Origin of the sequence: Pseudomonas fluorescens, from assembly GCF_902497775.2 — a bacterium.
Taxonomy (GTDB): domain Bacteria; phylum Pseudomonadota; class Gammaproteobacteria; order Pseudomonadales; family Pseudomonadaceae; genus Aquipseudomonas; species Aquipseudomonas putida_F.
In genome coordinates this window covers 2428589-2442028 of the sequence record NZ_OZ024668.1, presented here as the reverse complement: position 1 = coordinate 2442028, position 13440 = coordinate 2428589, and the positions used below count along the sequence as shown (strand labels likewise).

Genomic DNA, 13440 nt, shown 5'->3' with positions numbered 1-13440 from the left:
CACAGAATGAAGACAATGATTGCTGCGTTGGGACTGCTGATGCTCAGCGGCTGTGCCACAGAGGGTGGCGCACAATGGTCCGGACTGGGTTCGGCCTCGTGCGCCAAGCCAAGCCCGGATCAGGAGCTGTCGTTGAGTATGGCGGATGACATGATCAGTGACGGCAAGTTGCACGCAGGCTTGGCCAATCTGCAAAACCTGCCGCCTGACCTCGCGGCCGTGCGCCTGCGCAAGGCCAAGATCTACCGCATGCTTGGGCAAAACGAGGCCGAGCCGTTGTATCGCAGTTTACTGGGCACTTGTCTCGCCGCCGAAGGGGAACACGGCCTGGGCCAATTGGCCGCCGCGCACACCGACACCGAGCAGGCGCTAAAGCATTTGCAGCGGGCCGCTCAACTCTCCCCCACTGACGAGAAGATTCGCAACGACCTGGGCGTGGTCTACCTCAAGCAACTGAAGCTTAAAGAGGCACGTTTTGAGTTCATCACCGCCATGGAATTGAAGCAGTCCGATCAGTTGGCGGCGGTCAATCTGGTGACCTTGCTGATTTATCAAGGTAACTGGAAGCAAGCCTCGGAATTGGTCAGTCGTATGGGCTTGAGCCCCGAACAAGTCAGCGAAGCCCAGGTACGCGCCGAAAAACTCAAAAGCTCGGCCAAGGCCGTAGCAGTGCCCAGTGATCGGGTAGCAACGGCGCTCGATCCGGCGCCATCCGGTGTCAATCCGCCAACAACGCAGAGGTAGTGATGAAACAGAACATACTCAGCTGCCTGGGACTGTTGCTTCTTCCCCTCGCAGCCCAAGCCATCGAACCCGGCCCTTCATCGCCACAACAGCAGGAAACCGAAGCCTGGTTACTGCTGCAGTCTCGCGGTCAGGTCGTTTCGCCTATCCCGCAAACAGCGGCGGCCATCGAGCGGGACCTGAGCCTGCAACGCTGGCTGGAGAGTTACAAACATGTCATCCCGCAATTCTACAAGGAATACTCCAGCTCAAATCGCAAGTAACCCATAACAGCATTGGGGCCTCTGCCCCCAGCGGGTTTGCCCGCTGGGGGCAGAGGCCCCAAGTCGCTGATGCTTACCCGCCTCTGCCTACAACTTCCCGAAGACCTTGAACACGCCAATGATTGCTGGGCCGATAGCCACCAGGAAAAAGCTCGGCCATAGGCAGAAAATCAACGGGAACATCAGTTTTGTGCCGATTTTTGCCGCTTTCTCTTCCGCCAACTGGGTACGCCGGTCACGAAACTCTTCAGCGTAGATGCGCAAGGTCGCCCCGACACTGGTACCAAAGCGAATGCTCTGCGCGAGCAAGCTGACCAGCCCGCGAATGTCTTCCAGGCCAGTCCGTTCGGCCAGGCGCTTGAGCGCTTCGGTACTGGGGATCCCCGCGCGGACTTCGGAATTGACCAGCGCCAGCTCCACGGCCAGATCGGGTTGGCTGACCGCCATTTCCTCGGATACCCGCTCGATCGCCTGGGGCAAGGCCAGGCCCGACTCGACACACACCACCATCAGGTCCAGGGCATCCGGGAAGGCGACGAGCAAACGGGTCATCCGTGCCTGTTTGCGCGCGTTGACATAAATGGACGGCAACAGCCATGCCACACCCAGCGTCACTAACAGCACGACCATACCGAGGAGTAGCGACAATTTCGGAATCAGCGGCAATGCCAGCACCGTAAGGCCCACCATGGCCAATGGCAGCAACAGGCGAATCGCCCAGTACATCTGCACCGCTGCGTGCGAACGATAGCCGGCATGGGTCAGCAGCGTTCGGGTCGCCGAAGGCTGGCCCTCCTCTACCGAAGAAAAGCGCTGGCCGACGTTCTCCAGCAACAGCTGCAGGTTGCTGGGCGTGCTTTTCCCGTAACTCTCCCCGCCATGACTGCGTTTAATCAGCAAAAGACGGCGCTGTACCGGGTCTTGCAACCCCTGCACCAGCAACACCACCGTTGCCAGCGCGAGCACTACGCTCAGGCCGATGGCCCCTGCGAACAACAGGCGCGCCAACTGCTCGTCGCCCACCACACTGTTGATCAGACTCAGCAGATAGTTCATGACCCCCTCCTTGACACCTGGCGATGTTCAAACCTGGATGCGGATAATTTTGCGGATCCAGAAAATCCCGATCAGCATCGCCACAAATGCCCCGATCACCATTTTCTGGCCCAGGGGCTCGTTGAGCAGCATGGGCAGGTAGGTCGGGCTGGACAGTACAATCGCCGCAGACAATACAAAAGGCACGGAGACCAAAATCCAACCCGACATGCGCCCTTCGGCCGACAATGTCTTGATCTTGCGTTGAAAACGAAAGCGCCCACGAATCAGGCTGCTCAACCGTTCCAGCACCTCCGTCAGGTTGCCGCCGGTTTCGCGGTGGATCAGCACCGTTGTCACCAGCATCATCACGGTCATGCTCGGCATGCGTTCGAGCAGGCCCAGCATGGCCCGACGCACATCGTTGCCGTAGTTGATGTCGGCGAACGTCAGGCCGAACTCATGGGCGACCGGCCCCTTATGCTCCTCGGCCACCAGCTGTAGGGTTTCGTTGAACGGATGACCGGCACGCAACGCCCGGCACATCGCATCCAGTGCATCGGGCAGGCCTTCCTCGAACTGGGCGAAGCGTTTGCCACGGTCGCGGGATATCTTCAGCACCGGCAGCCAGAACGCCAGGATGGCCGCAGGGACAGCCAACCACCAGAGTTGGCTGAACAGCCAAACCACGATTCCGGTTGCCACCGCCAGGACCAACCCAAGCAGCAGTACCCGGTAGGCGCGATAGTCATGCCCGGCTTGTTCAATCATCTGTGCCAGCGCCTCCATCGCCGGCAACTGCTCCAGACGGGCTTCCAACGGTGACAAGCGGCGCAGGTATTTCTGGCGCAGCACCGATTGCATGTTCGCCTGGTTGTTGGCGGTCTCCAGCAGGTTCAGACGGCTGCGGATACGTTTGCGCACCTTGCTGGCTTCTCCAAACACTGGAACCGCCAAGCCCTGACTGAGCAGAAACATGGCGGTGAACACCATGCCGAGGAACGCCAGAATAAATTCACCGGGGATTTGGCTCATGTCTATCCCTCCATCCAGTCAGGCCGAAACAGGCTGAGCGGCAGTTCGATACCGCGCCTGGCGAGCACATCGCGAAACGCCGGCACCATGCCGGTGGGGCGAAATTCGCCGAGGACTTCACCGTGCTCACCGATACCGTTGCGCACGAAGGCGAAAATCTCGGTCATGGTGATGATTTCTCCTTCCATGCCGTTGATCTCCTGGACGCTGACCAGGCGCCGTGTGCCATCCTCCTGACGCTCCAGCTGGACGACGACGCTGAGGGCCGAGGCGATCTGCTGACGCATGGCCTTGATCGGAAAGGTCGCACCGGTCATCGAGACCATGTTCTCGATCCGGCCCAGGGCGTCGCGCGCGGTGTTGGCATGGATGGTGGTGAGCGAACCGTCGTGTCCGGTGTTCATCGCCGTCAACATATCCAGCGCTTCGGCGCCACGCACCTCACCGATCACGATACGGTCAGGCCGCATACGCAGGCTGTTACGCACCAGTTCGCGCTGGCTCACCTCGCCCCTGCCCTCGATATTTGCCGGACGGGTTTCAAGGCGTACCACATGGGGCTGTTGTAATTGCAACTCGGCCGAGTCTTCGATGGTAACAATCCGCTCGTTGTGCGGGATGAAGCTGGACAGCACGTTGAGCATGGTGGTCTTGCCACTGCCGGTACCGCCCGAAATCAGCACATTCATTCGCCCACGCACGATTGCCTTGAGCATCAGGGCAATGGAGGGGGTCAGGGTGCCCATTTTCACCAGGCTTTCAGTGTTGAGCAGGTCCACGGCAAAGCGCCGGATCGACATGCTCGGCCCGTCGATGGCCAGGGGCGGGATGATGGCATTGACCCGAGAACCGTCCTTCAGCCGGGCGTCCACCAGCGGTGATGACTCATCAATGCGCCGGCCCAGGCTGGAGACGATACGGTCAATGATGTTCAACAGGTGGTGATTGTCGCGAAAATGCACATCGGTTCTCTGCAACTTGCCAAACCGCTCGACATACACCGAGTCGAACCCGTTGACCAGGATGTCGGACACGCTGTGGTCGGCCAACAGCGGTTCGAGGGGGCCAAGGCCAAGCACTTCGTCAGTGATCTGCTTGATGATCAATTGACGGCTGCTGGCACTGACCGGCGCCGAGTGCTCGTCGAGCAGGCGCAGACAGATCTCGCGGATCTGCCGCGTCGCTTCGGCAGGCTCCAGGGAATCGAGCAATGACAGGTCCATGACCTTGAGCAGCAATTGGTAGATCTTCTCCCGCCACTCGGTCTCCACCTGATTGAGCTTGGTCCGGGTTTCGTAGAGCACGTCCGGTATGGCGGCCTCCCAGGCCATGAGCACACTGACGCTGTTTTCACTGCCGGTCTGTACATCCTCTGCGTGCGCCGGAGCATTTTTGCCGGAATGCTGACGCAGGCGATTACGAAAGTCGCTGAGCATGGCTTACCCTCCGAACAAACGGCTAAAGGTACGTTTAAACAGCCCCCGCTCGCTGGCCACCACCCCGATCAGGTTCTGGTTCAGCTCACGCAAGGCTAAAGTCACGGCTGCACGTGGCGCGTGGACCTCCAGCGGTATACCGCTGTTCTGGCTTTCACTGACCACCGAATAGTCGTTGGGGAGCTTCTGCACGTCGGTGCAGCGCAGGGCCTCGGTAATGTCCTTGAGGCTGACCGGCGAGTTTTTGTTGTAGCGGTTGACCACCACCTGCAAGCGATTGCTCTGCACACCGAGGTCGTCGCGCAGGATGCGCGTCAGGCGTGTGCCGTCTTTCAGATGGCTGAGGCTCTGCTGCACCACGATGTAGATCCGGTCCGCCTGCTCCAGCGTGACGCCCGTGAGGTGGTCGATTTGCCGCGGCAAATCCACCACCACCCAGTCATAGGTACTGCGCGCCAGGCGCAACAGGCTTTCCAGTTGCTCCAGGCGAACATCCTGCGACAGGCACAGTTCACCCGTACGGCCGCTGAGGACATGCAGGGTCGGGCTGAAGTGGCTGCAGAAACCGCGCAAGGCGATGCCGTCCAGCTCGTCGACCTGCTTCAACACCTCCATGTGGCTGTGTGTCGGCAGCACGTCCAGGCAGTGGGCCACCGTGCCAAACTGCAGGTCCAGGTCCAGCAGCAGGGTTCTGCCACCGCGGATGCTGAGCTGATGAGCCAGATTGCAGGCCAACATGGTGGCGCCCGATCCGCCCTTGGCATTCATCACCGCGACCAGCTTGCCCCCTGTGCCCTGTTCGGCATGGACCTCCATCAACATACGGTTGATTGCCGCCTGCAGCTCGTCAGCCGCCACGGGCTCGGGCAAGAAGTCGCGGGCGCCGGCCTGCATCGCCAGGCGCATGCCTTCACGCTCATCCAACGGGCCGCACACCAACAATGGCGGCCGCTCTTTCAGCGGATGCTGCAGCAGGGCTGCCAGCTCTTCACGCCACAAGTGGCTGACCCGCAACAACAACAAATCAGGCATCTGCTCCAGCCCATACAGCGGGTCGGTGTGACCGTTGCTGACCAGGCGCGTGTTGACGTTCAGGTTGGGCAGGCACTGGCTCAACGCTTTCAGATGGTTCAACGCAGTCACGTCACGTCCACTGATCAATAGGCGCATGCCTGTTTTTTCAGTCACGCTGGCGACGGGAGCTTCTTTGGTATTTAGCATGGCGTAATCTCCGGGGTGACTCCCGCCTCGGGTTGCCGACCAAGGCTTTCACGCGGCACGGTCGACCTGTACACCGGCAGGGTGAACCCCCCACCGAACCCGGGGATCAACAGCTTGAAGGTGAAGTTGCTCAGTTGTAACTGGATGTAGCGAATGGCACGAAAGCCGCTGGCGCCGCTGAGGTCGCCGGGGCTTGCGACCACCGCACCGTCTTCGTCCAGGTAGACCAGGTTCAGGTTGGCCGTGGCCAGGTTGCCGATCAGACTGCTCGTACCACTGTTACTGGCCGCATTGAAAATGGCCCGACGCAAAATGACCGGGTCATGGATATCGCACACCGCCGCCAGGCGAGCACCGCGGCGAACGCTTTCATTCAGCGCGTTGACGGTGAAGTACAGCCGGCCCATTTCCAGCACGCCGAACAGCAAGATGAAAAACACCAGGCTGGTAATCGCGAACTCGACGACATACACACCGCGCATACGCTTGAGATTCATCATAAGGCCCTCATCACCACGGTAGAGGTCAACGTCAGGCCAAGCGGTACGCTCTGGCCATAGAACGCAGGTAGTGCGCTACCGATCACCGGCAAAAAGGTGTAGTTGATACTGACCTGGACGTGATCAGTGCCCACTGCCGCCACCGAGACATTTGCCGTGGTCAGCCCCGTTACCACCGCCGGGTAGCCATTGGGGTTGGCAGGCACGCCGTACACCGCAACGTTTTGGGCCTGGGTGCGAAGCGCGTCGCTCAGTTCGATCTTGCCCAAGGTTGCGTTCCAGGCCTGGCCAGCCACAAAGCGTCCGGCATCGCGACTGGCTTGCATCAGGCTGTTGTACTGGAACAACATGCGGCCGAACTCGCCGAAGGCGAACAGCATCAGCAACAGCAGTGGCAGCGTAATCACCATTTCCACCATCGCCAGCCCACGCTGGGCCTGCGGCGTCTTGCGTCCACGGTGTCCCATAAGGCCTCCTAAGAGTCGGTACTCGGTGTCTGGCTGTTATCGATATAGGTTTTGTACAACTGAATGATCTGCGGGCCTGCGTCGTTGACAGGATTAGGGCCGGGCACATTGTCGCCCTCGCACTGTTTGACGAACTGGCCGAATATCTGCGCCGAACTGCCCTGTTGATTTGCCGGTTGCAGCACGTAATAGCAGCCGAAACTCAACACCGGAATCGACGACGCCCCGTCGTTCTTGCCAGAGCAATTACCGATCACCACTTTCAGAATCCGCCGCTCGAACGCGCCGTTGCCCAGGCAGCCGCCGCCGGTGCCGGCAACACACGCGGCAGAGGCCCGTACCCAGTCGTTGTAGTCGTACAGGGCTTCACCACTGGCCGTGACCAGGTTGCCATTGGTGGAGGTGATGGCCTGATTGTTGTACTGGATCTGTTCCGGTGTACCGGTGTACGTCAACGACTTGTCGTTGACCGCAATCACCAGGTCCGGTGGATAGTCCGCAGCGCTGAGGCCACCCGAATATTGGTTGAAGCGCGTATTGAGGCCTTGAGAGGCAGGCCCCACAGTGTTGCCCGGTTTGGTCTGGACGTTGTCGCCGACGCTATTGCACTGATTGATTCCGCCCGCCAGGCCTTGCCTTACGGTGTTGCCACCCGCGCCGAAGTCGAGCAGCTGAAAATTGCCGGGGCCGATTGCCGAACTGTTGTTCGCCGCCGTTTTCAACACTTGCAAATCACCGTACTTGAACCCCCAGAACATCCCGGTAGCAGGGTCGTTCTTGCTCGGGTCGCCACACACCATCAGCGGTGTGATATCGCACGGGCTTGCAGGGCTGGGGCCGGCGGTGGCCAACGCCGCCACGGCCTTGTCCGGGGCTACGCCGTCGCCGATCGCCTTCAACATGCCCCAGAAAAAACCGCTCAGCGGGTAATTGGCGACCGATACCCGTACATAGCTCGCATTGGCCGGGCCCGGAAAGGAAAAAGGCCCATAGACACTGGCAGACAGCTCCACGGTGGCGAAGCCGGAAAGATTATTGCCAATCGCGCTGGCCAGTTCCTTGTTGCCACTGGCATTGGCATTAAGCGTCAGTGTGGCCAGGGCCGCGGCTTGCGTGAGGCTGGCGGCGCCGGTCGTGCCGTATACCTCGCTGAGCGTCTTGGCCCCGCTCAGGGCTGCGGCATCGACAGCATTTTGCAGGCGGGCCTTGTTTACCAACATATGGCCGCCGTCCAGCGCCAGCGCCCCCATCAACAAGATGGCGGCCATGGCGATCACGGCCAGCACCAGAATCGTTCCGCGCTGTTGCCCTGGAAATGCGCTGAGTGGTTGTTGGATACGCGCTCTCATCATCAAGCCCTCCAGAGTTCTGCCGACCTTGATCTGCAGGGTGCCGTCGCCCACCACCGCCAAGCGACGACGCTACCTGGCGGGCGATGCCTTCAACGGTTGTGCCTGTCAGCTACAGGGTGTTGACACGTTTGACTTCGATACCGCGGATCAGGGTGATACCACTTACGCCAGATCCGCCCTTGCGCTGAACGATCTGCTTGACCTGTGGCACTGGCGCAACCTGGGCCAGCTCCACCGGCTTGGCGACCGCGGGCAGTTTGTTGTTATCCAGTGGATTGCGCAGGGCCAGTTGCAGCTTCCCGTCCGTCATGCCCTTGACCAGCAGTTCTGCCTGATCGGGGGTCATTTCCAGGGTGACTGCACGTACGACCACCGGCTGGGTCTTGTCGGTACTGGCGGTCTGGTCCACTGCCAGTACCCGCAAGTCCTCCAGAATGGTGCGGGACTCGGCGTTGCCGCTGTTACCTGTCTGTTTGGTCGCCAGGACATCGACCCGATTGCCCGGCAAGAGGAACCCGCCCACCCCCACCACGTCATCCACGCGTACCGAAATTGCACGTTTGTTGGGTTCGATCAGCGAGGCCAGCGTACTCCCGCCCAAGTGCTCGGCCACACGTGCACCGCGCACGATATCGCCACTCAACATGGAGAATGTGGCGATCTTGCCAACGACCTTGTCGATGGCATCGAAGGCATCGTCGGGTACCGTGTCCTTGGGCATGCGCACCACTGTCACCTGCTGTGCCTCGACCATTTGCCCGAAAGCGATTTCCACGGTGGCCACCACCACGTTCTGCTGATTATCGTCGGGGCTGGCATTGAGTCGGGCACTGAGCCAGGTGTTGGCCATCCAGGCGGCGCCCAACCCCAGGATCACGGACAAAGCAATCAAGATGAAAGTACGAGAACTCATGGCGGTGTCTCCTTATCTATCCAAGGAAGTCGAGCTGTACGAAATAGTTGTGCCATGCCCACTCCAACTCCTGCGCAGACAACGGCCCGGTGCCGCCCAGGTAACGCTGGCGGTCGAGGGCCATGTTCAACAGGTCACGGGGGTGGCAAGGCACCAGCGGCATGTTTTCAACGCCGTAGAGTTCCTGCAGCACGTAATGCAGTAGCTGCGGGTCGTGAGAAATACCCAGTCGCTCGGTCTCCTGGCGCCAGATACGTTCGTATTCTTCGGGTTTCAGGTAACCGAACTGCAGCTTGTAGCCAATGCGCCGTAAAAACGCTTCGTCGGCCAGCTCCAGCGGATTGAGGTTGGTGGAAAACACCAGGATCAGGTCGAACGGCAGCTCACAATGCCGTCCACCGCCCAGGTTCAGGAAGTCGCGCTTCTCTTCCATCGGCACGATCCAGCGGTTCAGCAGCTCGGCCGGCGACATGCGTTGGCGCCCCATGTCATCGATGATAAACAGGCCATTGCTGGCCTTGAGCTGCAACGGAGCCTGGTACTGACGCGTGGAAGGGTCGTAGCGGACATCCAGCTGCTCCATGCACAATTCACCGCCGGTAATGATGATCGGGCGTTCACAGCGCAGTAGCCGCCGATCGACCCCTTCATCGAGCAGCAGACTGTTCTGCTGTTCATCGTCGCCACCCAGGCGCCGGTGTACCTGCGGATCGAAAATCTCGATCACCGCATCGTTGATTGCAATGGCATGCGGTACCCAGATGGTTTCATCAAACAGGCGTATCAAGCGGCTGCTGATATAGGTTTTGCCTGTGCCCGCCGGCCCGTAGATCATGATCGCACGGCCAGAATTGAGCGCCACACCCAGTTGGTCGAGCATGCTTTGCGCCAGGACCACCCCGCCAAAGGCGTGTTGCATGTCTTGGGCGTTGATACGACCGTGGTGAATGGTCTGCATTTTGAGCAGCGCACGATAGTGACTCACCGGAAAAGGTGCCGCACCGATATACCCGCTGCGCGCCAATGCATCACGGGCGGCGCTGCGACCGCGTTCAGTCAGCCCATAGCGCAGTGCTTGACCACCGTTTTGCCCCAGAATTTCGACCCGACCGTCCTTGCGCAGGAAGGTCAGTATTTCTTCGAGTACCGCGCCTGTCAGTGCCAGGCGTTCCACCAGCCGCGGCATGTCCAGCACACCGGCATCGTGCAGATGCTTGCAGACCAGATCACCGAGCAAGTTGTCCGCCAACCCGGTTTCACGGATGGTGCGTGGCTGTGGAGCCAGCCGCTGCACAACTTGTTCGCGCTCATCGTGAGAAACGCTGCTGTTGCTGATGGCGTACATAGTGTTCTCCTGACCTACTGGCCGAAGGGCAGCCAGAAGACACTGGTCAAAGTGCCGAGCAGGACTGCGACTGAATAGGGAAAGGGTTTGCCTGCCACTTCATCAACCGCTGGCGAGAAATAGGCCCTGGCTCTCAACATCAGCCAGTAGCGCCCCATGGTCTGCTGTACTTGACCACGCACGAGGACAATCAATATTCCGCATAGACCGCCGGCTATCAGGCTGAACAGCGCAGCCCACAGGGCGTCAAGCGGAGTAAGAAAGGCGCCAACCATGGCCATTAACTTGACATCGCCGGCCGCCATCCCCCCCAAGGCATACATCGGGAGAAAAACGGCAAAACCGATCAGCATGCCCAGCGCCCCATAACCGAACCCGATAACACCCAAGGTGTAAACCTGGCCGGCCAAGCCCAGACCCAAGCCCAGCAAGACCAAGAGGTTGGGAATGCGGTGACGGCGAAGATCGCTCAGCACCGCTATACCCAGCAGCCCCAGCAACGATGCAATAGCGACTGATTGCTCCATGCTCATGACTGCAACCCTCTGTGGACGGTGGGGTGTTAGCAAGTTTTACCGGTGACTGCACAGCCCAGGCTGGTAATGGCTGTTTTTACGTTAGTTCCCAGCGTGGTGAATGCGGTGACCGCACCCAAGGTGATCAACCCACCCGCCACCGCATATTCCACAATGGTCAGGCCATCTTCGTCTTTGAGGAACTTCACTACCGACGTCTTGATCGATTGCAGATTCATTTTGCTCACCTCATTCAGTTTGTTTTTTAGAGCAGCACTTCTCGTACTGCCTGGGTGAACATTAGTCAGAAGCACAACACAGGGGTTAGGAGTTTTTTGCTCAACGCTAGGAGTTTTTTGCGCGTTTTTTGCGGTATTACTCGCGCAAGAAAAAATACAAAGCGCCCCCGTGCTGAAACTAACGCACGCGATCAATAGTGAATAACTTACATAACATTGTGACCTTATCGCAGGCGAAACTCAGTCGCATCCCGTTACCCTGCAAAGAGCCGAAACAGCGCCAATGCACCGGAAAACAAATCTCGCCAATGCGGTCTAAGCAAGGGTTTTCTTATCAGGATTTGATCTGCGCGCAGGCAACACAACGACGATACTGGTCAACGAGGAAGAAATATCAGGAGCGGGGCCAGGACAGTGAAGTCTGACGCACCACGAGACTGGATTGTTGGGGGTGGCTCGGCACCCAGGGCTTTAGCCCGCGGCGCCGCGGCTGAGAAGACTCCACCTTGTCCGAACGGGATCATGGTTAACCAACCAGGCAGAGTCCATATGATGCGTTTTTATCCTCGCGCCACGTCCCTCACCCGCCACGACCCAGAGGCAAGCATGCCGCTAGCGCTCTGGTCGGGGCTGACGATGGGGGTTGGGGCACTAGCAGGTGGTGCCTTTGACGGCACAACCCAAACTGGTAATGGCGGTACTCACGTTCCCCCCCAGTGTCACGAAAGCGGCCACGGCACCCAGTGTAATCAAACCACCCGCTACCGCATATTCCACAATAGTCAGGCCTTCTTCGTCCTTGATGAATTTCAGCACCGACGTTTTGATCGATTGCAGATTCATTTTACTCACCTCATCTAAGTTCTATTGACCGAGGCGGAGACTTAGTGTGCCGCCTGTTTGAATCCTAGTCAGGAGACCTAACGAGGGGTTAGGAGTTTTTTATTGATTACTAGGAGTATTTTGCAGCACTGCCTGCCCGGCGAGGTTGAGAGAACGAGAAACAAGGAAGGAATGAGAAGATGAAACCTGAATCGGCCAACTTGCCATTTCTGCTGTGGTTCGATCTCACCCGGGATCGATCGGCCGAGGCGTTGGTCGCGCATTTTCGCCCGACCTGTGAATGTCGTATCGCCAAGAAAGCCGCGTTGTCCGAGCTTGCCGGTGAGCGCCAGCCAGACATGGTCTGCCTCCACTATGACCGCCCCGACATGCCAGGCCTCAACCTGCTGCTGGAGATCAAGCACAAGTCCCCCTCGATACCGATCGCCATGTTCACCGTACAGCACTCTGAAGAGCTTGCCGTATGGGCCATGCGCTCACGGGTCTGGGAGTACATCGTGCTGCCCCTGTGCAACAGCGAAAAAAGCCGCTTTCTGCACGCACTGCAGCAACTCTGCGAACTGCGCCGCAGCACTCACTTCCCCAGCAAGAAGCCACTGATCGAACATGGCCCGTCGCTGCCGGACAGCATCCGGCTGACCGCAGAACACCACAAGCACCAGGCACTCAGTAACATATTGCTCTACATCGACCAGCATTTACGCGACAGCATCGACCAGAAAGAATTGGCCAAGCGCTGTGGCATGACCACCTTTCGCTTCAGCCGCCTGTTCAAGGAAGTGAATGGCCTGGGGTTCATGGAGTACATCCTGAGCAAACGGATGGACTATGCCAGGGAGCTGCTCGACAACAGCCAGATGCCCATCACCAGCATCGGTTACGAAGTCGGATTCAAGGACCCTTCTTATTTTGCTCGTGCCTTCAAGCAATTCGTCGGGTGTACACCTAGCGAGTATCGCCAGCTGCCTCGAGCTGAAAGCTCCGGGGCAGAATCGTCATCAACGGAAGAGCTCTCGGAGGTCGTCGAAAGCCTGCGACTGGGTGCCAAAGGCTGACGAGATGGCTACGCGCCATTAGCCCGTTTGTGCTAATCGACCCCGCACTTTCCCGGCGCTATATTCCTCTTCACCCCCAGTGTTCCCCAGTGCCGCAGCGTTGCGGCGCGAGGGATCACCGTGTCTGCAAAAACACAACAACACCAAGGAAGAAGCGCCATGAAACCAGCATTCATCAAGATCACCCTGCTCAGCGCCCTGCTGGTCGCCATTGCCGGCTGCCAGACCATGAAACCCAACGAAGACCGTCTCAAGTCCACTGCGCAGACCACCATCGGCGAGCCGGTAACCAAGATTTCCAACGTGCGCAGCGACCACAGCTCCACCTATTACATCGCCAGTACCGCTTCGGGGGATTACAACTGCGAGCTGCCAAGCGGCGTCATGGTCGGCATCGCCTCCATGGGCATGGGCATGGGGGCGCAATGCTACAACAAGAACAGTGGCCGGCCGCAGAATCCGTTGCAGCGCTATTGA

At 59.1% G+C, this 13440-nt stretch carries 16 protein-coding genes; 4 read left to right on the top strand and 12 right to left on the bottom strand.

Features of this window, described 5'->3' with window-relative positions; translation table 11 throughout:
* Positions 1 to 6: 6 nt before the first annotated feature.
* Positions 7 to 744 carry a tetratricopeptide repeat protein gene (locus F8N82_RS11140; protein WP_038995336.1) on the top strand — a complete coding sequence of 246 codons (738 nt, stop codon included), beginning with the start codon at positions 7 to 9 and terminating at the stop codon, positions 742 to 744.
* A gap of 2 nt (positions 745 to 746) precedes the next feature.
* Positions 747 to 1007, top strand: a complete 261-nt coding sequence (locus F8N82_RS11135; protein WP_038995335.1) for a DUF3613 domain-containing protein — start codon at positions 747 to 749, stop codon at positions 1005 to 1007.
* 87 nt (positions 1008 to 1094) lie between these two features.
* Here the strand turns inward: F8N82_RS11135 and F8N82_RS11130 are convergent, their stop codons facing one another.
* From F8N82_RS11130 to F8N82_RS11075, 12 genes are all read right to left on the bottom strand, one after another.
* Positions 1095 to 2063 carry a type II secretion system F family protein gene (locus tag F8N82_RS11130; RefSeq protein WP_038995334.1) on the bottom strand — a complete coding sequence of 323 codons (969 nt, stop codon included), beginning with the start codon at positions 2061 to 2063 and terminating at the stop codon, positions 1095 to 1097.
* A 27-nt stretch (positions 2064 to 2090) separates the two neighbouring features.
* A complete protein-coding gene (locus tag F8N82_RS11125) occupies positions 2091 to 3077 on the bottom strand; it encodes a type II secretion system F family protein (protein WP_038995333.1) in 987 nt (328 codons plus the stop codon).
* Between the two features lie 2 nt (positions 3078 to 3079).
* The gene (locus F8N82_RS11120) at positions 3080 to 4513 is read right to left on the bottom strand and encodes a CpaF family protein (protein WP_038995332.1); all 1434 of its coding nucleotides are present in this window, start codon (positions 4511 to 4513) and stop codon (positions 3080 to 3082) included.
* Between the two features lie 3 nt (positions 4514 to 4516).
* Positions 4517 to 5734, bottom strand: a complete 1218-nt coding sequence (locus F8N82_RS11115) for an AAA family ATPase (protein ID WP_038995331.1) — start codon at positions 5732 to 5734, stop codon at positions 4517 to 4519.
* Complete coding sequence (locus tag F8N82_RS11110; RefSeq protein WP_038999376.1) at positions 5728 to 6231, bottom strand: TadE/TadG family type IV pilus assembly protein; 504 nt, start codon at positions 6229 to 6231, stop codon at positions 5728 to 5730. Before F8N82_RS11110 ends, F8N82_RS11115 begins: the two co-directional genes overlap by 7 nt.
* Positions 6231 to 6701 carry a TadE/TadG family type IV pilus assembly protein gene (locus F8N82_RS11105; protein ID WP_038995330.1) on the bottom strand — a complete coding sequence of 157 codons (471 nt, stop codon included), beginning with the start codon at positions 6699 to 6701 and terminating at the stop codon, positions 6231 to 6233. The genes F8N82_RS11110 and F8N82_RS11105 overlap by 1 nt, the downstream gene beginning before the upstream one ends.
* A gap of 8 nt (positions 6702 to 6709) precedes the next feature.
* Positions 6710 to 8053 carry a TadE/TadG family type IV pilus assembly protein gene (locus F8N82_RS11100; protein ID WP_038999375.1) on the bottom strand — a complete coding sequence of 448 codons (1344 nt, stop codon included), beginning with the start codon at positions 8051 to 8053 and terminating at the stop codon, positions 6710 to 6712.
* 109 nt (positions 8054 to 8162) lie between these two features.
* A complete protein-coding gene (gene cpaB, locus F8N82_RS11095; protein ID WP_038995329.1) occupies positions 8163 to 8966 on the bottom strand; it encodes a Flp pilus assembly protein CpaB in 804 nt (267 codons plus the stop codon).
* A 16-nt stretch (positions 8967 to 8982) separates the two neighbouring features.
* Positions 8983 to 10311: an ATP-binding protein gene (locus tag F8N82_RS11090; protein WP_038995328.1), complete on the bottom strand. Its 1329-nt coding sequence runs from the start codon at positions 10309 to 10311 to the stop codon at positions 8983 to 8985.
* Positions 10312 to 10325: 14 nt separating this feature from the next.
* The gene (locus F8N82_RS11085) at positions 10326 to 10844 is read right to left on the bottom strand and encodes an A24 family peptidase (protein ID WP_038995326.1); all 519 of its coding nucleotides are present in this window, start codon (positions 10842 to 10844) and stop codon (positions 10326 to 10328) included.
* A 29-nt stretch (positions 10845 to 10873) separates the two neighbouring features.
* Entirely contained in the window at positions 10874 to 11065 is a 192-nt protein-coding gene (locus F8N82_RS11080; RefSeq protein ID WP_038995325.1) for a Flp family type IVb pilin, read from the bottom strand.
* A 651-nt stretch (positions 11066 to 11716) separates the two neighbouring features.
* Positions 11717 to 11908 carry a Flp family type IVb pilin gene (locus tag F8N82_RS11075; RefSeq protein ID WP_038995323.1) on the bottom strand — a complete coding sequence of 64 codons (192 nt, stop codon included), beginning with the start codon at positions 11906 to 11908 and terminating at the stop codon, positions 11717 to 11719.
* 179 nt (positions 11909 to 12087) lie between these two features.
* Here F8N82_RS11075 and F8N82_RS11070 point away from each other — a divergent pair, with 179 nt between their 5' ends.
* Together F8N82_RS11070 and F8N82_RS11065 are read left to right on the top strand one after the other, a co-directional pair.
* A complete protein-coding gene (locus F8N82_RS11070; RefSeq protein ID WP_038995322.1) occupies positions 12088 to 12963 on the top strand; it encodes a response regulator transcription factor in 876 nt (291 codons plus the stop codon).
* Between the two features lie 159 nt (positions 12964 to 13122).
* The gene (locus F8N82_RS11065) at positions 13123 to 13440 is read left to right on the top strand and encodes a hypothetical protein (RefSeq protein ID WP_038995321.1); all 318 of its coding nucleotides are present in this window, start codon (positions 13123 to 13125) and stop codon (positions 13438 to 13440) included.

Excerpts from the sequence above, each read along its gene's own strand:
- F8N82_RS11140 (WP_038995336.1), top strand. The coding sequence starts at position 7 with ATGAAGACAATGATTGCTGCGTTGGGACTGCTGATGCTCAGCGGCTGT.
- F8N82_RS11135 (WP_038995335.1), top strand. The coding sequence starts at position 747 with ATGAAACAGAACATACTCAGCTGCCTGGGACTGTTGCTTCTTCCCCTC.
- F8N82_RS11130 (WP_038995334.1), bottom strand. The coding sequence starts at position 2,063 with ATGAACTATCTGCTGAGTCTGATCAACAGTGTGGTGGGCGACGAGCAG.
- F8N82_RS11125 (WP_038995333.1), bottom strand. The coding sequence starts at position 3,077 with ATGAGCCAAATCCCCGGTGAATTTATTCTGGCGTTCCTCGGCATGGTG.
- F8N82_RS11120 (WP_038995332.1), bottom strand. The coding sequence starts at position 4,513 with ATGCTCAGCGACTTTCGTAATCGCCTGCGTCAGCATTCCGGCAAAAAT.
- F8N82_RS11115 (WP_038995331.1), bottom strand. The coding sequence starts at position 5,734 with ATGCTAAATACCAAAGAAGCTCCCGTCGCCAGCGTGACTGAAAAAACA.
- F8N82_RS11110 (WP_038999376.1), bottom strand. The coding sequence starts at position 6,231 with ATGAATCTCAAGCGTATGCGCGGTGTGTATGTCGTCGAGTTCGCGATT.
- F8N82_RS11105 (WP_038995330.1), bottom strand. The coding sequence starts at position 6,701 with ATGGGACACCGTGGACGCAAGACGCCGCAGGCCCAGCGTGGGCTGGCG.
- F8N82_RS11100 (WP_038999375.1), bottom strand. The coding sequence starts at position 8,053 with ATGATGAGAGCGCGTATCCAACAACCACTCAGCGCATTTCCAGGGCAA.
- cpaB (WP_038995329.1), bottom strand. The coding sequence starts at position 8,966 with ATGAGTTCTCGTACTTTCATCTTGATTGCTTTGTCCGTGATCCTGGGG.
- F8N82_RS11090 (WP_038995328.1), bottom strand. The coding sequence starts at position 10,311 with ATGTACGCCATCAGCAACAGCAGCGTTTCTCACGATGAGCGCGAACAA.
- F8N82_RS11085 (WP_038995326.1), bottom strand. The coding sequence starts at position 10,844 with ATGAGCATGGAGCAATCAGTCGCTATTGCATCGTTGCTGGGGCTGCTG.
- F8N82_RS11080 (WP_038995325.1), bottom strand. The coding sequence starts at position 11,065 with ATGAATCTGCAATCGATCAAGACGTCGGTAGTGAAGTTCCTCAAAGAC.
- F8N82_RS11075 (WP_038995323.1), bottom strand. The coding sequence starts at position 11,908 with ATGAATCTGCAATCGATCAAAACGTCGGTGCTGAAATTCATCAAGGAC.
- F8N82_RS11070 (WP_038995322.1), top strand. The coding sequence starts at position 12,088 with ATGAAACCTGAATCGGCCAACTTGCCATTTCTGCTGTGGTTCGATCTC.
- F8N82_RS11065 (WP_038995321.1), top strand. The coding sequence starts at position 13,123 with ATGAAACCAGCATTCATCAAGATCACCCTGCTCAGCGCCCTGCTGGTC.